25 protein-coding genes are annotated in these 19,055 nt (G+C 58.9%); 13 read left to right on the top strand and 12 right to left on the bottom strand.

The genetic code is table 11. The annotated features are described in order from the left end of the window. Positions 1 to 167 precede the first annotated feature (167 nt). Positions 168 to 962, bottom strand: a complete 795-nt coding sequence (locus ASC96_RS25675) for a response regulator (protein WP_060505886.1) — start codon at positions 960 to 962, stop codon at positions 168 to 170. Positions 963 to 1,104: 142 nt separating this feature from the next. On the opposite strand from ASC96_RS25675, the gene ASC96_RS25670 reads away from it, so the two are divergent. The 3 genes from ASC96_RS25670 (at position 1,105) to ASC96_RS25660 (ending at position 3,546) form a co-directional block, all read left to right on the top strand. Then, complete coding sequence (locus tag ASC96_RS25670; protein ID WP_060505885.1) at positions 1,105 to 1,299, top strand: NepR family anti-sigma factor; 195 nt, start codon at positions 1,105 to 1,107, stop codon at positions 1,297 to 1,299. Between the two features lie 8 nt (positions 1,300 to 1,307). After that, positions 1,308 to 1,862: an RNA polymerase sigma factor gene (locus ASC96_RS25665; protein ID WP_060505884.1), complete on the top strand. Its 555-nt coding sequence runs from the start codon at positions 1,308 to 1,310 to the stop codon at positions 1,860 to 1,862. Positions 1,863 to 2,040: 178 nt separating this feature from the next. After that, the gene (locus ASC96_RS25660) at positions 2,041 to 3,546 is read left to right on the top strand and encodes an HWE histidine kinase domain-containing protein (protein ID WP_060506077.1); all 1,506 of its coding nucleotides are present in this window, start codon (positions 2,041 to 2,043) and stop codon (positions 3,544 to 3,546) included. 19 nt (positions 3,547 to 3,565) lie between these two features. Here ASC96_RS25660 and ASC96_RS25655 read toward each other — a convergent pair whose 3' ends face one another. From ASC96_RS25655 to hemP, 7 genes are all read right to left on the bottom strand, one after another. Beyond that, on the bottom strand, positions 3,566 to 3,997 hold the full coding sequence (locus ASC96_RS25655; RefSeq protein WP_060505883.1) for a hypothetical protein: 432 nt from the start codon (positions 3,995 to 3,997) through the stop codon (positions 3,566 to 3,568). Positions 3,998 to 4,110: 113 nt separating this feature from the next. Then, positions 4,111 to 4,500 (bottom strand): DUF883 family protein, encoded by a 390-nt coding sequence (locus ASC96_RS25650; RefSeq protein WP_060505882.1) that lies wholly within the window; start codon positions 4,498 to 4,500, stop codon positions 4,111 to 4,113. A gap of 143 nt (positions 4,501 to 4,643) precedes the next feature. Continuing rightward, the gene (locus ASC96_RS25645) at positions 4,644 to 5,429 is read right to left on the bottom strand and encodes a heme ABC transporter ATP-binding protein (RefSeq protein WP_060505881.1); all 786 of its coding nucleotides are present in this window, start codon (positions 5,427 to 5,429) and stop codon (positions 4,644 to 4,646) included. Between the two features lie 3 nt (positions 5,430 to 5,432). Beyond that, positions 5,433 to 6,557 carry an iron ABC transporter permease gene (locus ASC96_RS25640; protein WP_060505880.1) on the bottom strand — a complete coding sequence of 375 codons (1,125 nt, stop codon included), beginning with the start codon at positions 6,555 to 6,557 and terminating at the stop codon, positions 5,433 to 5,435. Then, positions 6,544 to 7,494, bottom strand: coding sequence for a hemin ABC transporter substrate-binding protein (locus ASC96_RS25635; RefSeq protein WP_060505879.1), 951 nt, complete (start codon positions 7,492 to 7,494; stop codon positions 6,544 to 6,546). Before ASC96_RS25635 ends, ASC96_RS25640 begins: the two co-directional genes overlap by 14 nt. A 10-nt stretch (positions 7,495 to 7,504) precedes the next feature. Further along, positions 7,505 to 8,563 carry a hemin-degrading factor gene (locus tag ASC96_RS25630; protein WP_060505878.1) on the bottom strand — a complete coding sequence of 353 codons (1,059 nt, stop codon included), beginning with the start codon at positions 8,561 to 8,563 and terminating at the stop codon, positions 7,505 to 7,507. 9 nt (positions 8,564 to 8,572) lie between these two features. Next, entirely contained in the window at positions 8,573 to 8,710 is a 138-nt protein-coding gene (gene hemP / locus ASC96_RS25625) for a hemin uptake protein HemP (RefSeq protein ID WP_244482329.1), read from the bottom strand. A 263-nt stretch (positions 8,711 to 8,973) separates the two neighbouring features. Between hemP and ASC96_RS25620 the strand changes: the two genes are divergently transcribed. The 5 genes from ASC96_RS25620 to ASC96_RS25600 all read left to right on the top strand — a co-directional run bounded on the left by ASC96_RS25620 (position 8,974) and on the right by ASC96_RS25600 (position 11,610). Beyond that, complete coding sequence (locus tag ASC96_RS25620) at positions 8,974 to 9,411, top strand: hypothetical protein (RefSeq protein ID WP_162246394.1); 438 nt, start codon at positions 8,974 to 8,976, stop codon at positions 9,409 to 9,411. 25 nt (positions 9,412 to 9,436) lie between these two features. Next, complete coding sequence (locus ASC96_RS25615; RefSeq protein WP_060505876.1) at positions 9,437 to 10,351, top strand: energy transducer TonB; 915 nt, start codon at positions 9,437 to 9,439, stop codon at positions 10,349 to 10,351. Positions 10,352 to 10,535: 184 nt separating this feature from the next. Next, positions 10,536 to 10,955 (top strand): DUF2325 domain-containing protein, encoded by a 420-nt coding sequence (locus tag ASC96_RS25610; protein WP_060505875.1) that lies wholly within the window; start codon positions 10,536 to 10,538, stop codon positions 10,953 to 10,955. Positions 10,956 to 11,015: 60 nt separating this feature from the next. Continuing rightward, entirely contained in the window at positions 11,016 to 11,285 is a 270-nt protein-coding gene (locus ASC96_RS25605) for a hypothetical protein (protein ID WP_060505874.1), read from the top strand. Positions 11,286 to 11,295: 10 nt separating this feature from the next. Next, the gene (locus ASC96_RS25600) at positions 11,296 to 11,610 is read left to right on the top strand and encodes an antibiotic biosynthesis monooxygenase (RefSeq protein WP_060505873.1); all 315 of its coding nucleotides are present in this window, start codon (positions 11,296 to 11,298) and stop codon (positions 11,608 to 11,610) included. A gap of 82 nt (positions 11,611 to 11,692) precedes the next feature. Here ASC96_RS25600 and ASC96_RS25595 read toward each other — a convergent pair whose 3' ends face one another. Then, the gene (locus ASC96_RS25595) at positions 11,693 to 12,061 is read right to left on the bottom strand and encodes a DUF423 domain-containing protein (RefSeq protein WP_060505872.1); all 369 of its coding nucleotides are present in this window, start codon (positions 12,059 to 12,061) and stop codon (positions 11,693 to 11,695) included. A 2-nt stretch (positions 12,062 to 12,063) separates the two neighbouring features. Continuing rightward, positions 12,064 to 12,459: a group II truncated hemoglobin gene (locus ASC96_RS25590; RefSeq protein ID WP_060506075.1), complete on the bottom strand. Its 396-nt coding sequence runs from the start codon at positions 12,457 to 12,459 to the stop codon at positions 12,064 to 12,066. A gap of 155 nt (positions 12,460 to 12,614) precedes the next feature. Between ASC96_RS25590 and ASC96_RS25585 the strand changes: the two genes are divergently transcribed. From ASC96_RS25585 to ASC96_RS25570, 4 genes are all read left to right on the top strand, one after another. Beyond that, positions 12,615 to 13,175, top strand: coding sequence for a TetR/AcrR family transcriptional regulator (locus ASC96_RS25585; protein ID WP_060505871.1), 561 nt, complete (start codon positions 12,615 to 12,617; stop codon positions 13,173 to 13,175). Positions 13,176 to 13,194: 19 nt separating this feature from the next. After that, on the top strand, positions 13,195 to 13,536 hold the full coding sequence (locus ASC96_RS25580; RefSeq protein WP_060505870.1) for an SMR family transporter: 342 nt from the start codon (positions 13,195 to 13,197) through the stop codon (positions 13,534 to 13,536). A 121-nt stretch (positions 13,537 to 13,657) separates the two neighbouring features. Continuing rightward, positions 13,658 to 14,443, top strand: coding sequence for a ThuA domain-containing protein (locus ASC96_RS25575; protein ID WP_060506073.1), 786 nt, complete (start codon positions 13,658 to 13,660; stop codon positions 14,441 to 14,443). After that, positions 14,443 to 15,495, top strand: coding sequence for a Gfo/Idh/MocA family oxidoreductase (locus ASC96_RS25570; RefSeq protein ID WP_112834494.1), 1,053 nt, complete (start codon positions 14,443 to 14,445; stop codon positions 15,493 to 15,495). Before ASC96_RS25575 ends, ASC96_RS25570 begins: the two co-directional genes overlap by 1 nt. On the opposite strand, the gene ASC96_RS25565 is transcribed toward ASC96_RS25570, so the two are convergent. Together ASC96_RS25565 and ASC96_RS25560 are read right to left on the bottom strand one after the other, a co-directional pair. Then, positions 15,492 to 16,511, bottom strand: a complete 1,020-nt coding sequence (locus tag ASC96_RS25565; protein WP_060505869.1) for a substrate-binding domain-containing protein — start codon at positions 16,509 to 16,511, stop codon at positions 15,492 to 15,494. The genes ASC96_RS25570 and ASC96_RS25565 overlap by 4 nt on opposite strands. A 40-nt stretch (positions 16,512 to 16,551) precedes the next feature. Next, a complete protein-coding gene (locus tag ASC96_RS25560) occupies positions 16,552 to 17,595 on the bottom strand; it encodes a DUF4105 domain-containing protein (protein ID WP_060505868.1) in 1,044 nt (347 codons plus the stop codon). A gap of 358 nt (positions 17,596 to 17,953) precedes the next feature. Between ASC96_RS25560 and ASC96_RS25555 the strand changes: the two genes are divergently transcribed. Next, on the top strand, positions 17,954 to 19,009 hold the full coding sequence (locus ASC96_RS25555; RefSeq protein ID WP_060505867.1) for a dipeptidase: 1,056 nt from the start codon (positions 17,954 to 17,956) through the stop codon (positions 19,007 to 19,009). The last annotated feature ends 46 nt before the right edge of the window (positions 19,010 to 19,055 follow it).

Genomic DNA, 19,055 nt, shown 5'->3' with positions numbered 1-19,055 from the left:
CGGCTCTGTGTGGACTTCCCTGGTTCGGGAAAGCGGCAGATTCGATCGGCTTTCTGACCGGAAATGAAACCGGCTCTATGCCAATAGATGTAGACGGGGTGCCTATTTGCCCCCCGTGAACCTTTTCAGCGAGACTGTTAACCGTGCTTTTTCAGGCGGAACCAGGCTCAGGCCGCAGCCTTGGTGGATTCATTGAAGAACAATGCCTGGCTGATCAACGCTTTGACCATGTCCGGGTTAAACGGCTTTGTGACCAGGAAGGTTGGCTCAGGACGTTCGCCGGTCAACAGTCGTTCGGGAAATGCAGTGATGAAAATCACCGGAATGGCGGTGTTCTTCAGGATGTCATTGACCGCATCGATACCGGAGCTGCCATCGGCGAGCTGGATATCGGCAAGCACCATGCTTGGCCGCGTCGCATTGAACAGTGCAACTGCCTCGTCACGCGTGCGGGCGATGCCGGTAACGGTATGCCCAAGGCTTTCGACCATCTGCTCGATATCGATCGCAATCAGCGGCTCGTCCTCGATGATCATGATGTCGGTTGCCACCTGCCGCGAAATCTCTTCGGACGCGCGCTCAAGCAACTGGTTCATCCCACTTTCGGTAGTATCGAGAACTTCGGCGGCCTCGCTGGTGCGGAACCCTTCAACCGAAACGAGGAGAAAGGCCTGGCGCGCGAGCGGCGAGACCGAAGCGAGATTGATCGAAGCACGCTTTTCCCAGGCAAAGGGTGAAACCGGTTCCGGGATGAGGACCGAGGACGAGCCGAACAACTTGGTATAAAGTTGAAACAGGGCAACCCTGTCATTGCTGGCTTCGGGAAAAATGCTGACATCGGTGATCAACGCTTCCAGAACGGCTGCGACATAGGCGTCGCCCGATGTCTGCGATCCCGTCAATGCGCGGGAATACCGGCGCAGATAGGGCAGGAACGGAGCGATCCGGGTGGAAAGTGACATGTAAAAACTCCCTCAATCTGGCCGAGGTAATGGCCATGACAGCTCGAAAACGCCAGGCGGAAAAAAAGGTTCCTTATCGGCGGAACATTTTTTTTCGCCGCGCATTATGCTGCCAGATGAATATTGAAGGTATTTGGCATTGATGACCGACAAACTTGGGGCAGGGCGCGAGACTACCAGGCCTGCGCGCACCGACAATCCAAACGCACAGATTGCAACAAAGCTTCGTGCGCTTTATCTTTCTGTACAGGAAGAAGCCATTCCGGACCGCTTTCTTGACCTGCTTGAGAAGCTCGACGCCGTCGAGCGCCAGTCGATGCCGGATGTGGCAGAATGAGTGGCGGCATGAAGTCTGAGGAGCCCAGTTTCAAGCGTGAAATGCTCGCGGCCCTTCCGAGTCTGCGTGCTTTTGCCATGTCGCTGATCGGCAGGCATGATCGTGCCGACGATTTGGTTCAGGATACCATCATGAAGGCGTGGGCCAAGCAGGACCATTTCGAGATGGGAACCAACATGAAGGCATGGCTGTTCACCATCCTTCGCAACGAACTCTATAGTCAGATGCGCAAACGCGGCCGGGAGGTTCAGGACAGCGACGGTTACTTTACCGAGTCGCTTGCCCAGCATCCCGCGCAGTACGGCTCGCTTGATCTGCAGGATTTCAAGCGGGCGCTGGAAACGCTGCCGCCGGATCAACGCGAGGCTATCATCCTCGTCGGTGCCTCCGGCTTTTCCTATGAGGAGGCGGCGGAAATTTGTGGTTGTGCGCTCGGCACGATCAAGAGCCGCGTCAATCGTGCGCGTCAGCGATTGCAGGATATCCTCAACGTGACCGGTGTAAACGAATACGGTCCGGATGCTACATCAGCGCCCATGACGTCGCGCGCTTTCATCTCCTGATTTCTGCATCGTCCGCCTGAAAAAAACCTTACCTCCAAAGTTTGGCGGGGCGGGCGATGCACAGTGTCATACGGCATGATTGCGTCGCGGGCAGCAATCGTGCAGAAACTGTGGCGGGCGCGTTGCAGCGCTAGGGCGGTACAGGATTGTGGTGCTGCCTGAGCTGGATATGGAATTCATGAACAAAGAGACGAGCCATCTGCAGCCGGCTGTGGCAGCTGCTCTGACATCAGCCGAAAGGCTTGATGTTCTGCGCGCGGTCGTACCAGATATGGCTGAATCGGATGCTGATTTCAGCGACCTTGCGGAAATCGCTGCCAATCTCTTCGATGCACCCGTCGCATTGGTGACCCTTGTCGATGCTGAAAACCAGTGGTTCAAGGCAGCCAGTGGCGTGAGCGAGACGCAGGCACCTGCGGCTGATTCCTTCTGTGTGCACACGGTCGCCGGGGCAGTGGATGGCGCATTGGTGGTTGCAGATGCAACTGCAGACGTTCGCTTCTCTAATCAGCCGCGCGTTACCGGTGAACCCTTCCTGCGGTTTTACGCAGGGGTTCCGCTGGTCATCAACGACCAATCGGTCGGCACGATCTGTGTATTCGATGTCAAGCCACGCGCCGATCTCGCACCCCATCTTGTTGTTCAGTTGCAACGGCTGTCCCGCATCGCGTCTTCTCTCTTCACCCTGAAGCACGAAGCTCGGCAGCGCGCCTTGAAGGAAGCCGTGCTGTCCCGCGAGGAGCAGCGGCATGCAATGGCGCTGGATGCGGCAAATGTCGGCAGCTGGCTGTGGGATATCCGCTCGGGCAATGTTTCCTGCAACGGGCCAATGCTGCGGATGTTCGGCATGCCATCCGCCAAAAATGTCCAGGCCCGCGATATTTTTAGTGCCATTCACCCCGAGGACCGCGTGGCGACCCTGTCGAAGTTCCGGTCCGCCATGACGCACGACCAGGAATATGACGGCACCTTCCGGGTTGCATCGACGGGACGCTGGCTGCTTGGCCGCGGCCGTGTTCACGAGCGCGATGCCGAGGGCAAGGCGACTGTTTTTCTCGGAATCAATGTCGATGTGACTGAGGAACAGGGAGCGACCCAGCGGACCCGGCTTTTGCTGCGCGAACTCAATCACCGCGTCAAGAATACGTTGGCCATGCTGCAATCCCTGGCGCGCCAGACGCTGCGGCAGACAAGTGACCCGCAAGAATTCATGATCGCCTTTGCCGGGCGGCTGCAGGCAATTTCCGAAGCGCATGGGCTGCTTTCGGACCATGAATGGGGTGAAATCCGCCTGTCGGCTTTGTTGGCCAAACAACTGGCGCCGCATGTCCGGGATTATGCGAAACAGATCGAGGTCCACAAGGACGAGATCCTGCTTGGACCGGATCAGGCTGTTGGACTGGGGCTCGTCCTGCACGAACTGGCAACCAATGCGGCGAAATACGGATCGCTGTCGGTTTATGGCGGCCGGGTGGTTTTAACCGCCCGTAGTGTCGATGAAGAGGGCCGCCGTGTCCTGCATATGACCTGGACGGAGGTCGATGGGCCGCCAGTCGAGGAGCCGAAACGGCGCGGTTTTGGCTCTATCCTGATCGAACGCAGCCTGGACAAGGTGATGGGCAGTTCGGTGAAGGTCGAGTATCTACCGGCAGGCTTGACCGCGATTGTCCGCCTGCCGCTCTGAAAAAATCTTTTGCTCTTTCTCAAGACTGGTCACTGTCGCCAGACTTTCGCATCAGTCCAAGGACTGTACCCACGCCGACCGCAAGACCTGCGGCCAGAAGCGGCTGCTTGCGGAACAGTGTCAACGCTGTGGCAATCGCAAAAGTGGTTTGCGCCTGCGATCGGCGGCGCTTTTCGGCGGCGACGCGCTTATCGCGTGCATTGAGCGCATAGATGAGGCCGATAATGATGAGGCCGATAACGATGGAGATCGCTGCCAGGATGATGGTGGCTTTCAAGGGCGTGTAGAGTGCACTCAAATAAATCGCGCCTGCGACGAGTGCGAAGATGTAGGCAGTGAGGAAGAACAGCGACGCCACAGCCCACATCGCGCCATTGCGCCTGTAGCGCGAGACGGTAGCGCTCACATCCGTCACGACAAGCGCCGAAAGCATTGCGGCCAGAGGACCCATTTTTTTCTCCAGGAGGGAGTTCACAAAGGCAGGATGACAACCGTATTGTTTCGCCAGCCTCTGACAGGAAAGCAGGCGGCCTTTTGGACTGCCGCCTGTCTCAATCGCTTTGTTTATCGGCGGATCATGGAAGCAACCAGCAGGCCGAGGGCCGCAGCGGCGCCCAAAGTTGCAACAGGGTGCTGGCGGACGGTCCGGCGAACCTGTTTCTCTGTCACCGAGTAGCGGCTGCGCAATTCGGCAAACAGCGCTTCGGCATTTTCCAAAAGATCCTGGAGCCCGGCTTCCGCTTGGTCACGTGCATCATGAGCCCGCTCGCGAACGTCCTTGGATGCTTCAGAGGCCCTTGAACGCACATCTCTCGAAGCGTCGGCGCCGCGTTGGGACAGAAGCTTGGCCAGTGAAGCGATCTCGTCACGGATTTCGCTGATCTGATCTTCAATCGGGGCATCGAGAAGGCTGCCATTGCGCTTCCTTGCGCCGGAAAAGAGACCTGTGGCCATGAATAAACTCCTTCGTGCGTCGGAACCGGAGGTTCAAGCCGTATCCCGATGTGCTGTCGTGCCGGCAAGTGACATCGTCACCGTGTCAGCGGTTCGCCACATCAACGCGCAAGTTGGAATTTGGTTCCATAGTTCGAAGTGATCTAGGCTGCCGTATGGGGCAGCACGAACGGGACATTGCCCGGCGGTGTTGCGTTGACCCGCATTGCGCAACCGAACACCGCTTCCATCACCGCATCTGTCATCACCTCGTTCGGATGCCCCGTCGCATGGACCCGTCCGGCCTTCATCATGATCATCCTGTCGGCAAACATCGCCGTCAGATTGAGGTCGTGCATGATGGCGATGACGCCGCCGCCGCGTTCGCAAAAATCCTTGGCCAGCCGCATGATGGTCAACTGATGGCGGATATCGAGGTTCGATACCGGCTCATCCAGCAACAGGAAGGCGGGTTCGCCATGCTGGACCGGTTCCCAGATCTGGCAGAGCGCCCGCGCCAGCTGAACACGCTGCTGCTCGCCGCCGGAAAGCTCTTGGTAGAAGCGACCGGCAAAACCGGACAGGTCGACGGCTTCAAGCGCATCGCGGGCAATCCGGTCGGTATCGGCGGCATCCGCTTTTGCTCCGACCGACAGGCCCATGCGGACGATTTCTCGCACGGTGAACGGAAAGGAAATGACGGTGGATTGCGGCAGTACGGCCCGTTTCAATGCCAGTTCCCAGGGCTTCAACGTCGTGATGTTATGACCGTTGATGCTGACGGTGCCGTCATAGGGGATTTCACCGGCAATGGCCTTGAGGCTGGTGGTCTTGCCGGAGCCGTTCGGCCCGACGATCGCCGTCAACTGTCCGGCCGTAGCCTCGATATTGACGCCGTGCAGCACCTGCGTGCCGGAAAGCCGGACGGAGAGATTACTGGCCTTGATCATGGTCTAAAGCCCCATATGGGAGCGGCCGCGCAGCAGGATCCATAGGAAGAACGGCGCGCCGGCAAAAGCGGTGATGATGCCGATCGGCAATTCGGCCGGCGGAACGATGGTGCGGGCGATCATATCGGCAAAGATCAGCAATGTGCCGCCGAGCAGCGCCGATGCGGGCAAAAGATACCGGTGGTCAGGCCCGATCACCATTCTCAGCACGTGCGGAACGACAATGCCGACAAAGCCGATACCGCCGCTGACGGCAACCGAAGCGCCGGTGGAGGCCGCGACGCTGACGATGGCGATGTTCTTCAGCCGCTGAACCGGAATGCCCATGTGGAAGGCCGCGGCTTCTCCAAGCGTCAGGGCGTTGAGGCCGCGCGCCAAAAAGGGAACAACTGCGAGCGATACAAGAATGATCGGACCGGCCGACAGGATTTTCATCCAGTTGGCGCCGGCCAACGAACCGAGACCCCAAAATGTCAGGTCGCGCAACTGCTTGTCGTCGGCCATGAAAATCAGAACGCCGGTGACGGCACCGGCCAGAGCGCCGAGTGCGATACCGGCGAGCAGCATGGTTGCCACCGATGTCTGGCCGCTGCGGGTAGCAATCTTGTAGAGCAGCAACGTGGTGATGAGACCGCCGACGAAGGCCGCAACCGGCAGTGCATAGAAGCCGAAGATTGCAAACAGCGGGCCGAAAAACGAACTGCCAAGCACGATCAGCAACACGGCACCAAGGCTGGCACCAGAAGAAACGCCGACCAGACCCGGGTCCGCCAGCGGATTGCGGAAGAGGCCCTGCATCACGGCGCCAGAGACGGCCAGCGACGCGCCGACCATCAGACCGAGTACGGCGCGCGGCAGGCGAATATCGAGAATGATGATACGATCGCGCACGCTTAAAGCCTGCTCGGCGCCCTCCATACCCAGGAGCCAACGCAGGACGTTACTGAGTGAGGCATCGGCTGCCCCGGTCATGATCGATGCTGCGAACATCGCTGCAGCGACCACCATGAGCACAAAGATGAGCAACTGGGCGAGCCGTGAACGGTCGCCCAGTTGCCAATCGGATTTCAAGCGTGCCGCAAAAGACTGCGACCGGCCGTCACCCATTACCATTTCACTGCGAGGCATTCGGCTTTTTTCCGTAGATGGCTGCATTGAGTTCGCGCACCGTGCTTGCGGTGCGCGGACCGAAGCCCAGCATATGCAGGCCGTCCATACGGATGACCGTCCTGGTCTTTGCCGCAGGGGTCAGGCTCAGGGCCGGATGGCCAAACAATTCATCGTCGCTGGCGGCATGGCCGCCGCTGCGGGTCATCATCAAGACAACATCGGGCTTTGCTTCGATGATCGCTTCGTCGGTCAGCGGCTTGTAGCCCTGGAATGTGCCGGTGGCGTTGATGGCGCCGGAGAGAGCGATGATGCCATCGGCAGCCGTTCCCGTACCGGATGCCATGATCTTGCCGCCCTGCGTGCTGAGGATGAAGATCACGCGCTTGCGTTCGCCTTCCGGACGCTTGGCGGCGTCGGTCACGGCTGCGTCGAGATCCACCTTCACCTGACCGGAAAGGGCGGCTGCCTTCTCCGGCACGCCGAGGAAGTCGCCGACAGCGCGGATTTTCAGGAGAATGCCTTCACGGTCATAGGTTTCCGGAACGGTCTGGAAGGGAATATTGGCGTCTTTCAGAACAGCCAGTGTTTCGGCGGGGCCACTGCCTTCGACAGCGATGATGGCGCTCGGATTGATGGCGATCACGCCTTCCGGGGATAGTTGCCGCATGTAGCCGACATCGGGAAGCTTGGTAGCCGCTTCCGGATAGAGACTGGTCGAGTCGCGGCCGACGAGCTTTCCTTCTTCACCAAGCGCGTAGATGATCTCGGTGATGGCGCCCCCGACGGAAACGAGCCGGGACGTGTCGGCCTTCTGCATTTCCTGTGCGACGGCGGTACGGACGAACGATGCACCATCCGGCAGGACTGCCGGCAGTACGAAGGGGGTGGAGACCGCGAAAATCGCCAGCGCCAGCTCCCAGGAACGCAGCCGGCGGAAATCATAGAGAGCTTTCATGACCGTTCCTTCAGGCCGCTTCGGTGATGTCGAGCCGTGCGAGATTTTCCATGACGGCGCGCCATTCCTCGCGTTCGGCAAAGCCTTCCTTACGCTTGCCAAAGAACTGGATGACCATGTCGCCCTTGGCATCGAGTGCTTCGAGCGAGGTTACATGGCCGTCGGCGGTCGGCTTGCGAACCGCCCAGACTTCGGCCAGGTGATCGCTGCGCAGGTGCAGATGCAATGTCGGATCCATGATGTTGAGCCACGGCCCCATCGTCTGGATATTGGCGACCGGTCCCGAATGGATCTGGATGATGCCGTGATTGCCGACGAAACACATGATCGGAACTTCGATCCTGGCCGCTTCGCGCAGCATCGCTTCGACAGCTTCGGGCTGCAGCTTCCAGGCATAGTCTTCGCCAACCGATTGCAGCGCCTCGCGGCGGCCGACTTTCAGCTTGCGCAGCAATCCATGAAACTGATGCGTATCGGTCATCTTGCTCCACTCGTCACGCAGCGCCGCCACATCGACTGGCGTTGTTTCGCTTTCGGCAATGCTCTCGACCTTGGCCTCAGGGATAAAATTCTGTGACTGATCCTCAAGCCGGAATGCTTCGACGATGCTGTGATAGGCGTCGAGATTGGAAGCCGGGCGCAGGTGTATCTTGTGGACGGCTGTTCCCTGCTTGTCGAAGAACTGCAGGCTGCGGCGCACGTCGTCACCATCGGTCTTGGTCACGGCAAAGCCATGGGCCCAGGCGCCCGGAAAAATGCGCAGGTCGATATTTTCGCCAAGTACGATCGAGGCGTGTTTGCCGGGGGTGATGTTTTCAAAGACGCCGATCTTTTCGTGAACCGCACTTTCGTTGCGGGTAAGCGCCATCACTTCACCAAGTTCCGCCGCCCGTTCCAGAAAGCGATTGGCGCTGCCATCGATGCGAATGCTGGTCAGGCCGCATTCCGCGGCGACGAGGGCTGCTTCCGAAATGCCAAGCTGAGCCGCGATGTCGCGCTCGCGCATCTTCGGATTGGCGGCCCGGTAGGCGCGGATTTCGGATGGAGTCGAGCGGGATGTCTGGGTCATGTGTCTGGCCTATTTGTTCAGAATAAGTTTGCCCTGGCGGGTGATCTTCATGCGGTAGATCGCGCCTTCATGTGCAATGAGGATTTCGTTTGCGCCCCGGAAAAGCTCCCGGCTTTCAACGATGCGCTGCGTCTGGCCTGCCGGCACGACGGCCGGCGCGGCATCTGATTCATTCGGTGTCACAGGTTTCCGGTCCTGATCATGCGGCCGAAAAACAAGGGTTTTCCTTCTTCTTTAGCCGGGGCATTGTGATTAGTATCTTGACTTCATTACTCACCTTTTATTATGGACGCAATACAGGATTTTTTTAGTCCAGTTTAATCGCCGGGCCGAAATGCGCGGTCGGAGGATCGGGCTGACAGGGGCTGATGGCCGGTTGCGGTACGCCACTCTGTGAGGATGGATAAACGATGATGAAATTTGTTAGACTGCTCTCTCTGGCTATTTTGGCGGCTTCGTGTTCTGCCGCGGCGGCTTTAGCGCAGGATGCGGGCACGTCCGGCAATCTGTCGATCGAGATCAATGATCTTGCGCCATCCGAAAAAGGCTGCAAGTTGACATTCGTGGCAGCGAACGAGCTGCCGCAAGCGCTGTCGAAAGTCTCCTTCGAATTCGTGCTCTTCGATGAAAAGGGCTTGGTGGAGCGGATGGCCGTCCTCGACTTCCGCGATCTGCCCGCTGGCAAGACGAAGGTTAGGCAGTTTGATCTGCCCGGAACGAAATGCGAGGCTGTGAAGAGCCTGCTGATCAACGATGCCCCGGTCTGCGCTGGTGACGGTGTTGCCAAGGACGCCTGCATGAAGGCGTTGAAGACAGGGTCGAAATCCGCTGTTGAGTTGAAGGGCTGATGCGGATTCTGCGTCGGTATCTGTGATGAACAATACGATTAAATGGACCGGAGCGATCTTGCTGTCGCTATTGGCGCATGCCGGCGCGACGCAGCTGTTTGAGCCCAACGAAAAACCGCCAGAGCAGGCACTGATCGCAGGTGGGGAGGCCATGGAAATAGCCGTCCTCGGCAACGCGTTCGAAGAGACCGTCCTGGCAGGTGATCCCAGCGAAGCGATCGAACCGGAAGAGGTGGAACCTGAGCCGGTCGAGCCGGAGCCGATGGAAGTGGCGGAGATAATGCCCGTTCAATCCGAGGTGACTGCGGAGACGCCGACCGATATCGTTCCCACCGAAGCTGACGTCATTCTTCCGGCCGAGGAAATAGTGCCGGCCACTGCCGAGCAGCCGGAGATCACGGCAACCGTTGCGCCGGTGGAGACCGTCATTCCGGAGGAAAAGCCGGAAATAAAGCCTGAACCTGAAAAGAAGCCGGAGCCGAAGAAGGAACCGGACGAGGAAAAACCGAAGAAGAAGCCTGTCCGCAAGAAGGCGGGCGATGCCGGCAAGCAGGTCGAAACGGTGACCAAGGGGCAGGCGGATGGGGTCGAAGGTGCTGCCGCCACCGCCAGTACCGGCAAGAAGGGCAAGGCTGCCCAAGAATTCGGAAATGCGGCTGAGAGCAATTACAAGGGCAAGGTCCGCTCGAAAGTACAGCGGCACTTTCGTTATCCCAAATCGGCAAATCGTGAAGGTTTGGGCGGAACGGTGACGGTGAGCTTTACGGTATCTGCGAGCGGAGGTGTATCCAGCGTCAGGATTGTCAAGGGATCCGGATCACCGGTGCTTGATGACGCTGCGGTGAGTGCGGTGAAAAAGGCGGAACCATTTCCTAAAATTCCCGAGGCCGCCAATCGCGGCAGCTGGCCTTTTGTGATCCCGCTCCAGTTCGGCCGTTAGTGCCACGTAAGCCCGTTTTGTCTGGAACATCACGGGCCTACGCCACATCTGGAATACTGCGGCAAAACGCCCGCGGATAATATGACAAAAAAACTCATCTTTATACTTTACTCTTTTTATCAAGTTAAATAGGGTTCCTGCACGATCAGCCGGACGGCCGATTCCGAAACACGCGGAGACTGACATGGGTGACAAGCGGCAGCAGCTCAAGCCGAAGCAGAAGCAGAGCCGGGAGGCAGGAGCGCGCAACGCGCCGGTTTCCGCCAAGACGCAGGAAACACGGCTTGAAGGCCGCAGCTTTCTTTATGTCGGTGGCCGCGATTGCCAGGTGGCGCATCTGCGCCAGATCGCCAGTTCCCATGGTGCAGAACTGATCCATCATGATGGCGGCCTGCGCGAGGCGGTGTCCCGCATCGACAATATCCTTCCGTCCGTCGACTGCGTCTTCTGCCCGATCGACTGTATCAGCCATGATGCGTGTCTGCGGGTAAAGACCGGCTGCAAGAAGTGGGGCAAGGCCTTCGTACCGCTTCGCAACGGCAGCAAGTCGAGCCTGGAACGCGCTTTCCTGGACCTGAAGGCGAGCCGCAGCAACGCCAGTTGATTTGCGGTTCAGGTCGATATCCGGGCGCATTTTCCTCGCCCGACTCTCTGGAGATTAGACATGAACAACGAGCGTCCCGATCAGTTCACGATGATCGGACTGCACAAACTGGCCTCGCAATTCGGCGACGGGTTGGTTCCGGAACTGTACGAGCTTCTGTCACGCCGTGCGCGCATGATTGAAGACAATCCAAACGTCACGGAATTTCCGGCCTGGCAGGCGCGCCCGCCGGTGCGCTCCGCATTGGGGCTTGCGCCTGAGCCGAGAGATAATATCCTGCCGTTTCCGTCCGGTGCTGCTGCTGCGGTACAGACCAAGGATCGAGCTTGAGGATTCTCGCATGTATTTCGCCATGAACCGCTTCCGGATCGCGATCGGCCACGAGACGGCGTTCGAAAACGTGTGGAAGAACCGTGATTCCAGCCTTGCGGACAATGCAGGTTTCAAGGAGTTCAAGCTGTTGCGTGGTGATACCGTGGCTGATGAAGGCTATACGTTGTTCATCTCCAGTTCGATCTGGGAAAGCCGTGAAGCCTTTATTGCCTGGACCAAATCTGAGAATTTCCGGGCAGCCCTTAAAAGTGCCGGCGATAACCGGGCGATGTATCTCGGCCCCCCGAAGTTTGAAGGTTTCTCGGCCGTCGAGGGCGCTTAAAGCAGTTCCAGCAAGAGTGCGGGATGAGTTTGCCGGAATGGCTCAAAAACAGAGGTAGAGCGTTTTGGCACGCACGCGAAGCTCAGCTCTCCTTGCGCATGAAGAATGCGCCGGCGGCGACGGAAAGCCAGCCGAGCATCATCAACACGCCGCCCGATGGTGCCGACATCGGGAACAGTCCTTGACCCAGGAAATGGCGTGCCGTCAGGTCGGCGGCGAACAGGGTCGTCCCTGCTGACAGTAGCAAGGCTGCAATCGGGGCCGTCCGCATGACGGGCCAGGCGGCATAAAGCGCGATCAGGGCAGGGGCGTGTGCCAGACACATCGCAGAAGCGCCGCCCAGCAGGCGCGGATCGGCGCCATGGGATGCGGCAGCGGCGCTGATGACGCCGAACAGCCCCATCAAGCCAGCGATGAAAAGGGTAACCGGCCGCAATTGCCCGTTCTGCATGTCTATTCGTCCTTGTTCTGCATATGGTGGGCGAGCCGTGTCACCGGCTCCAGAATGATCGTCCGTAATTGCGGATGCTGCACTGTCTCTTCCAGAGCCCGGGTAAAACAGAGTAACCATTCATCGCGTTCCTCGGCACCGATCGCCGCACCGAAATGGCGGCTTCTCAGGCGTGGATGGCCGCGTTTGTCGGTATACAGCGGCGGTCCACCGAGCCAGCCGGTCAGGTACTCGTAGAACTTCTCCTCGCTGCCGGAGAGGTCGGCCGGGTGGATCGCACGGCAGCGGGCAGCTTCCGGCAGCGTATCCATCAGTTCGTAGAAGCGGTGGGTGAGGGCGCGGACAATTCTGTCGCCGCCGATTGCGTTGTATAGTGTTTCGGTCTGGCCGTCCGTCATCATCGTGTCCCTGATTGCTGGTGGTTCTAGCGTGCCGCGTTTCGCCGTTCCAACCATTTTTCATGAGGGAGGCGGGGTTGCGTCGATTAACCGCGCCGTTTGCGCGCAACCCGATCGAGCTTGACAAACCGTCCAGACGGTATGATTATTTACTTATGTCTATCGCTCATCATCGCCGCAAGCAACCGGAACTGGTCCGTCAGCAATTGCTGGAGGTCGCCGCGCGTTTGTCACTTGAGCAGGGGGCTGCAGGCGTGACACTCGACGCCGTTTCGCAGGCCGCAGGCGTGAGCAAGGGCGGGCTGCTGCATCATTTCCCCAACAAGATGGCGCTTCTGAACGGCCTCTTCGATGATCTCACCGGCAAAATGGAGCGGGCGATCGAGGAAGAAATGCGCAACGATCCGGTCGCCCACGGCCGTTTCACCCGCGCCTATCTGTCCGTCGTTTTCGCATTGGGGGAGGATCCGGATGCGCAGGGTTGGCAGGTCCTGACCATCGCGCTCTTGTCGGAGCCGCAGCTGCGCGAGCGCTGGCGATTGTGGGTGGCTGATCATGCCGATGAATTCGTCGGCACCGATTCGTCACCGGGTTGCCTTTTGGCGCGGTTTGCCGCCGATGGCCTGTGGCTGGCGGATACTCTCAAGAGCCACGATATCGACCAGCCGTTGCGCCAGGCGATGCGGGCGCAACTCATCGCACTTTCCTTGCAGTAACCGGCTACCGGAGCCTCGAATGAATCCTGTCATGCTTTACGCCGTCCTGGTTGGCGCCATCGTTTTCGAAGTGCTCGGTACCTCAGCCATGCAGGCCGCTCAGCATTTTAGCAAACTGGTGCCGACGCTGGTCATGGTGGTCTGCTATGCGATCGCCTTCTATCTGCTGTCCTATACGCTGCGTGTCATTCCCGTCGGCATCGCCTACGCGATCTGGAGTGGTCTCGGCATCGTGTTGATCTCGCTCGTCGGCTATTTCGTCTTCGGGCAGAAGCTTGATCTGGCTGCCATTCTCGGTCTCGGATTGATCATTGCCGGTGTTGTCGTGCTGAACGTCTTCTCCAAATCTACTTTCCATTAAACGCATCGCGTCACCAGATTTTCACTTGCAAAAGTGCTGGACGGATTCTATCGCTGGAAATTGAAAGCGGTTTCAATTTTATCGAGCGCTGATGAACGCGGTGCTGAAGGAAGGATTGGTCATGACCATCAAAGCAGTTGTCTGGGGCGAAAACATCCATGAGCAGACCAACGAGGTTGTCAGGAGCATCTATCCGAACGGCATGCACAACACGATTGCCGCAGCGCTGAATACGGACCCGTCGATCGAGGCCACCACGGCGACATTGCAAGAGCCGGAACACGGCCTGAGTGTCGAGCGTCTGGCAAAGACCGATGTTCTGCTCTGGTGGGGACATAAGGATCATGGCGCGGTGTCCGACGAGGTCGTCGAGCGCGTTGCCAAGCGGGTCTGGGAAGGCATGGGCCTGATCGTTTTGCATTCCGGCCATTTCTCAAAACCGTTCAAGCGGCTAATGGGCACGCCTTGCGCGCTGAAATGGCGTGAGGCGGGTGAGCGGGAACGCCTGTGGGTGATCAACCCGCGCCATCCGATCGCCGAAGGCCTGGACGAGAATTTCGTTCTGGAGAACGAAGAAATGTACGGCGAGCAGTTCTCCGTGCCGGAACCGCTGGAAACGGTGTTCATCTCCTGGTTTGCCGGTGGAGAAGTGTTCCGCTCCGGTCTCACCTGGCGCCGTGGTGCGGGCAACATCTTCTATTTCCGCCCCGGTCATGAGACCTATCCGACCTATCATGACGCCAACGTCCACAAGGTCCTGCGCAATTCGGTCAAGTGGGCCTACAATCCGCAGGGTACTTACAGCGCCATCCATGATGCGCCGAACGTTCCCGTCGAAAAGGCGCTGGAGCCGATCGTCGAACGCGGCCCGCGCCTGCATCAGGCGGGCGAGGAGGGGTACAAGTGATGAAAACCATCCGTCTTCTCGTTCTCGGTACCGGCGGCATGGCCAATACTCATGCGATGAACTTCGCCACCATTGATGGCGTCGAACTTGTGGCGGCTGTCGATGTCGATCAGGTTCGGGTCGATGCATTTGCCTTGCGTCACAAGATCGCCAAGACATTCACCTCGCTCGATGAAGCGATTGCCTGGGGCGAATTCGATGCGGTCACCAATGTGACGCCAGACAAGATCCATTATCCAACGACGCTCAAGCTTTTGGCTGCCGGCAAGCATGTGCTCTGCGAAAAGCCATTGGCCGAGGATTATGCCAAGGCTGACGAGATGGCGTCGGCAGCGGAGAAATCCGGTCTGGTGACGATGGTCAACCTCACCTACCGCAATGTCGCCGAAGTCCAGAAGGCCCGTCAGATGGTTCTCGCCGGCGAGATCGGCAAGGTCCGCCATATCGAGGCGTCCTACCTGCAGAGCTGGCTGGTTTCCAAGGCGTGGGGCGATTGGGCAACGGAATCGCAGTGGCTCTGGCGGCTGTCGACCAAGCACGGATCGAACGGGGTACTCGGCGATGTCGGCATTCATATCCTGGATTTCGCGGGTTATGGTGCGGCAACCGACGTGGAGCACATTTTCGCCCGGTTGAAGACCTTCGACAAGGCGCCTGGCAACCGGATCGGCGAATACGATCTCGACGCCAATGACAGTTTTACCATGACGGCAGAGTTCGATAACGGCGCCATGGGCGTGATCCACGCCAGCCGCTGGGCTGTTGGCCATCTCAATGAACTGCGCCTGCGTATGCACGGCGACAAGGGGGCGATCGAGGTGATCCACACGCCGGATGGTTCGACGCTCAAGGCCTGCCTGGGTGAGGACATCGAAAAGGGCATCTGGAAAGATATCGATGCCGGAACCGTGCTGACCAATTACCAGCGCTTCATCGATGCGGTGCGCGCCGGAAAGACCGTCGAGCCGGGCTTCCGCCATGCCGCCGATCTGCAGAAGGTTCTCGATCTAGCCATGGTCACCGAGAAGGAACGCCGCGAACTCGCGGTTTAAGTTCTCTTCACCGCAGCCGTCGAGTTGCGGATCACCAGTTCCACCGGCCAGACCTCGCGCAGGTTTTCGGCCGGTGTTCCCTGCAGCATTTCCAACACCATTTCGCCGATCCGCGCGCCCGCCGCGCGGATCGATGATCGTGTCGTCGACAGCGTCGGCACGAGGTGGTCCGGGCTGATATAGGGAAAGACGTCGTCATGCGCGATCAGCGAGATGTCCTCGCCGACCGTCAGGCCGGCAATGCGGATCGCCCGCATGGCGCCCAGCGCCGACATCATCGATCCGGCGACGACGGCGGTTGGTCTGTCCTTGAGTTTCAGGAAGCCCTGCATCAGGCGGAAGCCCATCTCGTCGGTGAACTCGCCATGTCCACAGAGGTCCGGATCGATCGTGACGCCACGGGCGCTCAGCGCCGTCTGGTAGCCATCCTGCCGGTGTTCGGCAAAAATCCGGCCGCGATAACCGTTGAGCAGGGCGATGCGGCGATGGCCGAGATCGAGCAGATGGCTGGTTGACTGGCGCACCGCGCCGAAATTGTCGATGTCCAGCCAGCCGAAATTGCCGTCCGAATTGGTTCGTCCATGTACGATGAACGGCAGACGCAACGAATTCAGCAGGGCAATGCGCGGGTCGTCGAGAAACGGCGAATGCAGGATAATGGCATCGACGCGCTTGCTGGCGGCAAGGCGGCGATAGGTGGCCAGTTCCGCCTCGGGCGAATCCACCGTCGAGACGAGGATGTCGATTTCCTCCTGCTGCAACCGCCCGCCGAGCCCGCCCATGAACTCGCTGGTATGTGGCCCGAATTCGCCGCCGCCCTTGAGCACGATGCCGATGGCACCGACCCGGCCGGTCGCAAGTCCGAGCGCGCTTGTATTCGGCCGGTAGCCATATTCGAGGGCTGCCTTCAGCACCCGTTCGCGGGTTGCCTGCTTGACTTCCGGGTAGCCGCTCAAGGCGCGGCTGACCGTCGTCTGCGACAGTTCGAGCCGGTTTGCGAACTCCTTGAGGTTCATGCGGATATCCCTGTTGTCTGCTGCCCCAGTTTAAGACGCATCATGGCTGCGGCAAGGGGGCTACGCCCGGCACGCCCTCGCGAATCCGGTTGGAGAAGTCGGGCGCGTTGTCTGCCGTCTGCGCGCGCTTGCTGATGGCGCCGCCGCTCTCGAGCTGTTCCAGCGTAAAACCGGGGGTGAAGCCATTTACGCCGATGATGTAGGAAGGCAGGTAGCCGGAAAGGATCAGCCGGTAATCCAGCGGCAGTGCGCCGGAAGCGATGTGATTGATCATGGCGAAAACGATCGTCGTGCAGTTGGCGGTGATCGTGTTGTAATATTGCGGGGTCTCGTTGAGGCCGTTGGCGATATCGACATAGGACAGGAAAAGCGACCGCATTGCCGGCTTTGGAATGTTGAGGCGGTAGAGATAGACGTCTTCCTTGCGGACATTGGTCCGCACCCTGACGATATCGCGCTCGTCGGCGGCAATGATGCTCATCTCGAACTCTTTGAAGAATCCGCCGATTTCCGAAAAGCTCTCCGTCCGCTCCTTACGGATTTCCACTGAAAACGTGACGAACTGGCCGTCCTCGAAACCGAAGGACACCAGCGTATGGGCAATCGCCGGGCTCGACCAATAGGACAGGAGTAGATCGACGGAGGCCAGCTTGTCGAGGTTGTAGGTGCGGTTTTCCCAGCGCGCCGTGTAGTCCGTCGATGTCCGCCAGTCGAAATTGCGGACATTGGCAAGCGTGACCTCGGGACCGTTGACGACGCCTGCGACGATATGGGCGACCTCGTCTGCCCAGTCGCGGCTGTTGCTCGCCGGTATTGCGTTCCACCAAAACAGGAGAGCGGCGATCAGCAGCGGATAGAGCAGGGATGCAAGACGCGGATGCCAGCGCAGATAGGCGTAGAGTGCGAAAAGCGAAACGGCGGCCCAAACTGCAGCGATGAGTATTCTCACAGGAGCCGGGCCGGGCGCCTGATAGAAGAGCGCCATCGCGCCCCAGACTGCAAAGCCGAGAATGGCGAGGGTCGAAATCACCCGGATAACGAAGCTCAAGAGGTGAAAGCGGGGGCGTTGAACAGGTTCGCTCATTGTGCGCCAACTGTCATGGCGGCCTGCATTGCAAGCCCTTTGTGCCATTTCATGTCCATGACAGCCCCCTTCGTTTCCCTATCCTGCAATGCCAGATTTTCCCGCAAACAGACATCGTTTTTTTGTTTTTCCGCATTTTCCGGCGATGCAGGCGCGCATGTCGGCCGTTTCTGCGATGGCGACAGCCTCACCGGATGCGGGCAGTTAAGCTGTTATACCACCATTGTTTTTTGCCTGTTGAATTTTGCAAGAGCCGCATTGTTATTTGTCATATGTTTGAATAGCATCGCGTTCTTGACCAATCGGACAAAAATTGGCTGACGCCGATAGATCTACTACGCAGGACGGGATTTTTTGAATGCAGGCGGTTTTCGACGGTCACAATGATGTGTTGCTGAGACTGTGGAGCAATGCCAAGACTGGCGCTGATCCGGTTGTTGAGTTTTCCGAAGGAACGACGGAAGGTCATATCGACGGCCCGCGCGCCCGGAAGGGCGGCCTCATCGGCGGATTGTCGGCGATCTATATCCCGTCCGATCACCTCGTCCTGAAGACGCCCGACGAGAACGGTCATTATGCGACGCAGTTATCCGAGCCGCTGGAGCGGCAGCCCTCTCTCGACATCGCCTTGGAATTTGCCGCCATCGCACTCCGGCTTGATCGGGCCGGTGCTTGGAAGCTTTGCCGTTCGACGGCTGATATCCGCGCCGCGATGGAAAACGACATCTTTGCCGCCGTACTGCATATGGAAGGCTGCGAGGCGATCGGTGCCGATCTCACCGCGCTTGAAACATTTCATGCTGCCGGGTTGCGTTCGCTTGGTCCCGTGTGGAGCCGCAACAACATCTTTGGCCATGGCGTGCCGTTCGCCTATCCGATGGGGCCGGACACCGGCCCAGGCCTGACGGACGCCGGTTTTGATCTGGTGCGCGAGTGCAATCGTCTCGGCATTCTCATCGATCTGGCCCATATCACGGAAAAAGGCTTCTGGGACGTGGCGAAAACCACCGACCAGCCGTTGATCGCCAGCCATTCCAATGCCCATTCCCTAACCGCCGTTGCCCGCAACCTGACAGATCGTCAGCTGGATGCGATCCGTGACAGCAAGGGGCTGGCAGGACTGAACTACGCGACGACCATGCTGCGGCCCGACGGGTTGGAAAATGCCGATACGCCGATCTCCGACATGGTGCGCCATATCGATTACATGGTCGAGCGCATGGGCATCGATTGCGTGGCACTTGGATCCGATTTTGACGGCGCAACCATTCCGGAAGGCGTAACCGATGCGGCTGGCAACCAGAACCTGATTGCTGCTCTCAGAGGCGCCGGATATGGTGACGCCGAACTGACAAAAATATGCCGGGAAAACTGGTTGAGGGTTTTGGCTCAGGCCTGGCACGAAGCCGCCTGAACCAAGAAGAGAAAGCCCAGCACGGGCTCCAAAAAGGGAACAGAAA

Origin of the sequence: Rhizobium sp. Root1204 (genome assembly GCF_001424965.1) — a bacterium.
Lineage (GTDB): Bacteria > Pseudomonadota > Alphaproteobacteria > Rhizobiales > Rhizobiaceae > Pararhizobium.
This window is presented reverse-complemented; position numbering and strand designations above follow the sequence as displayed.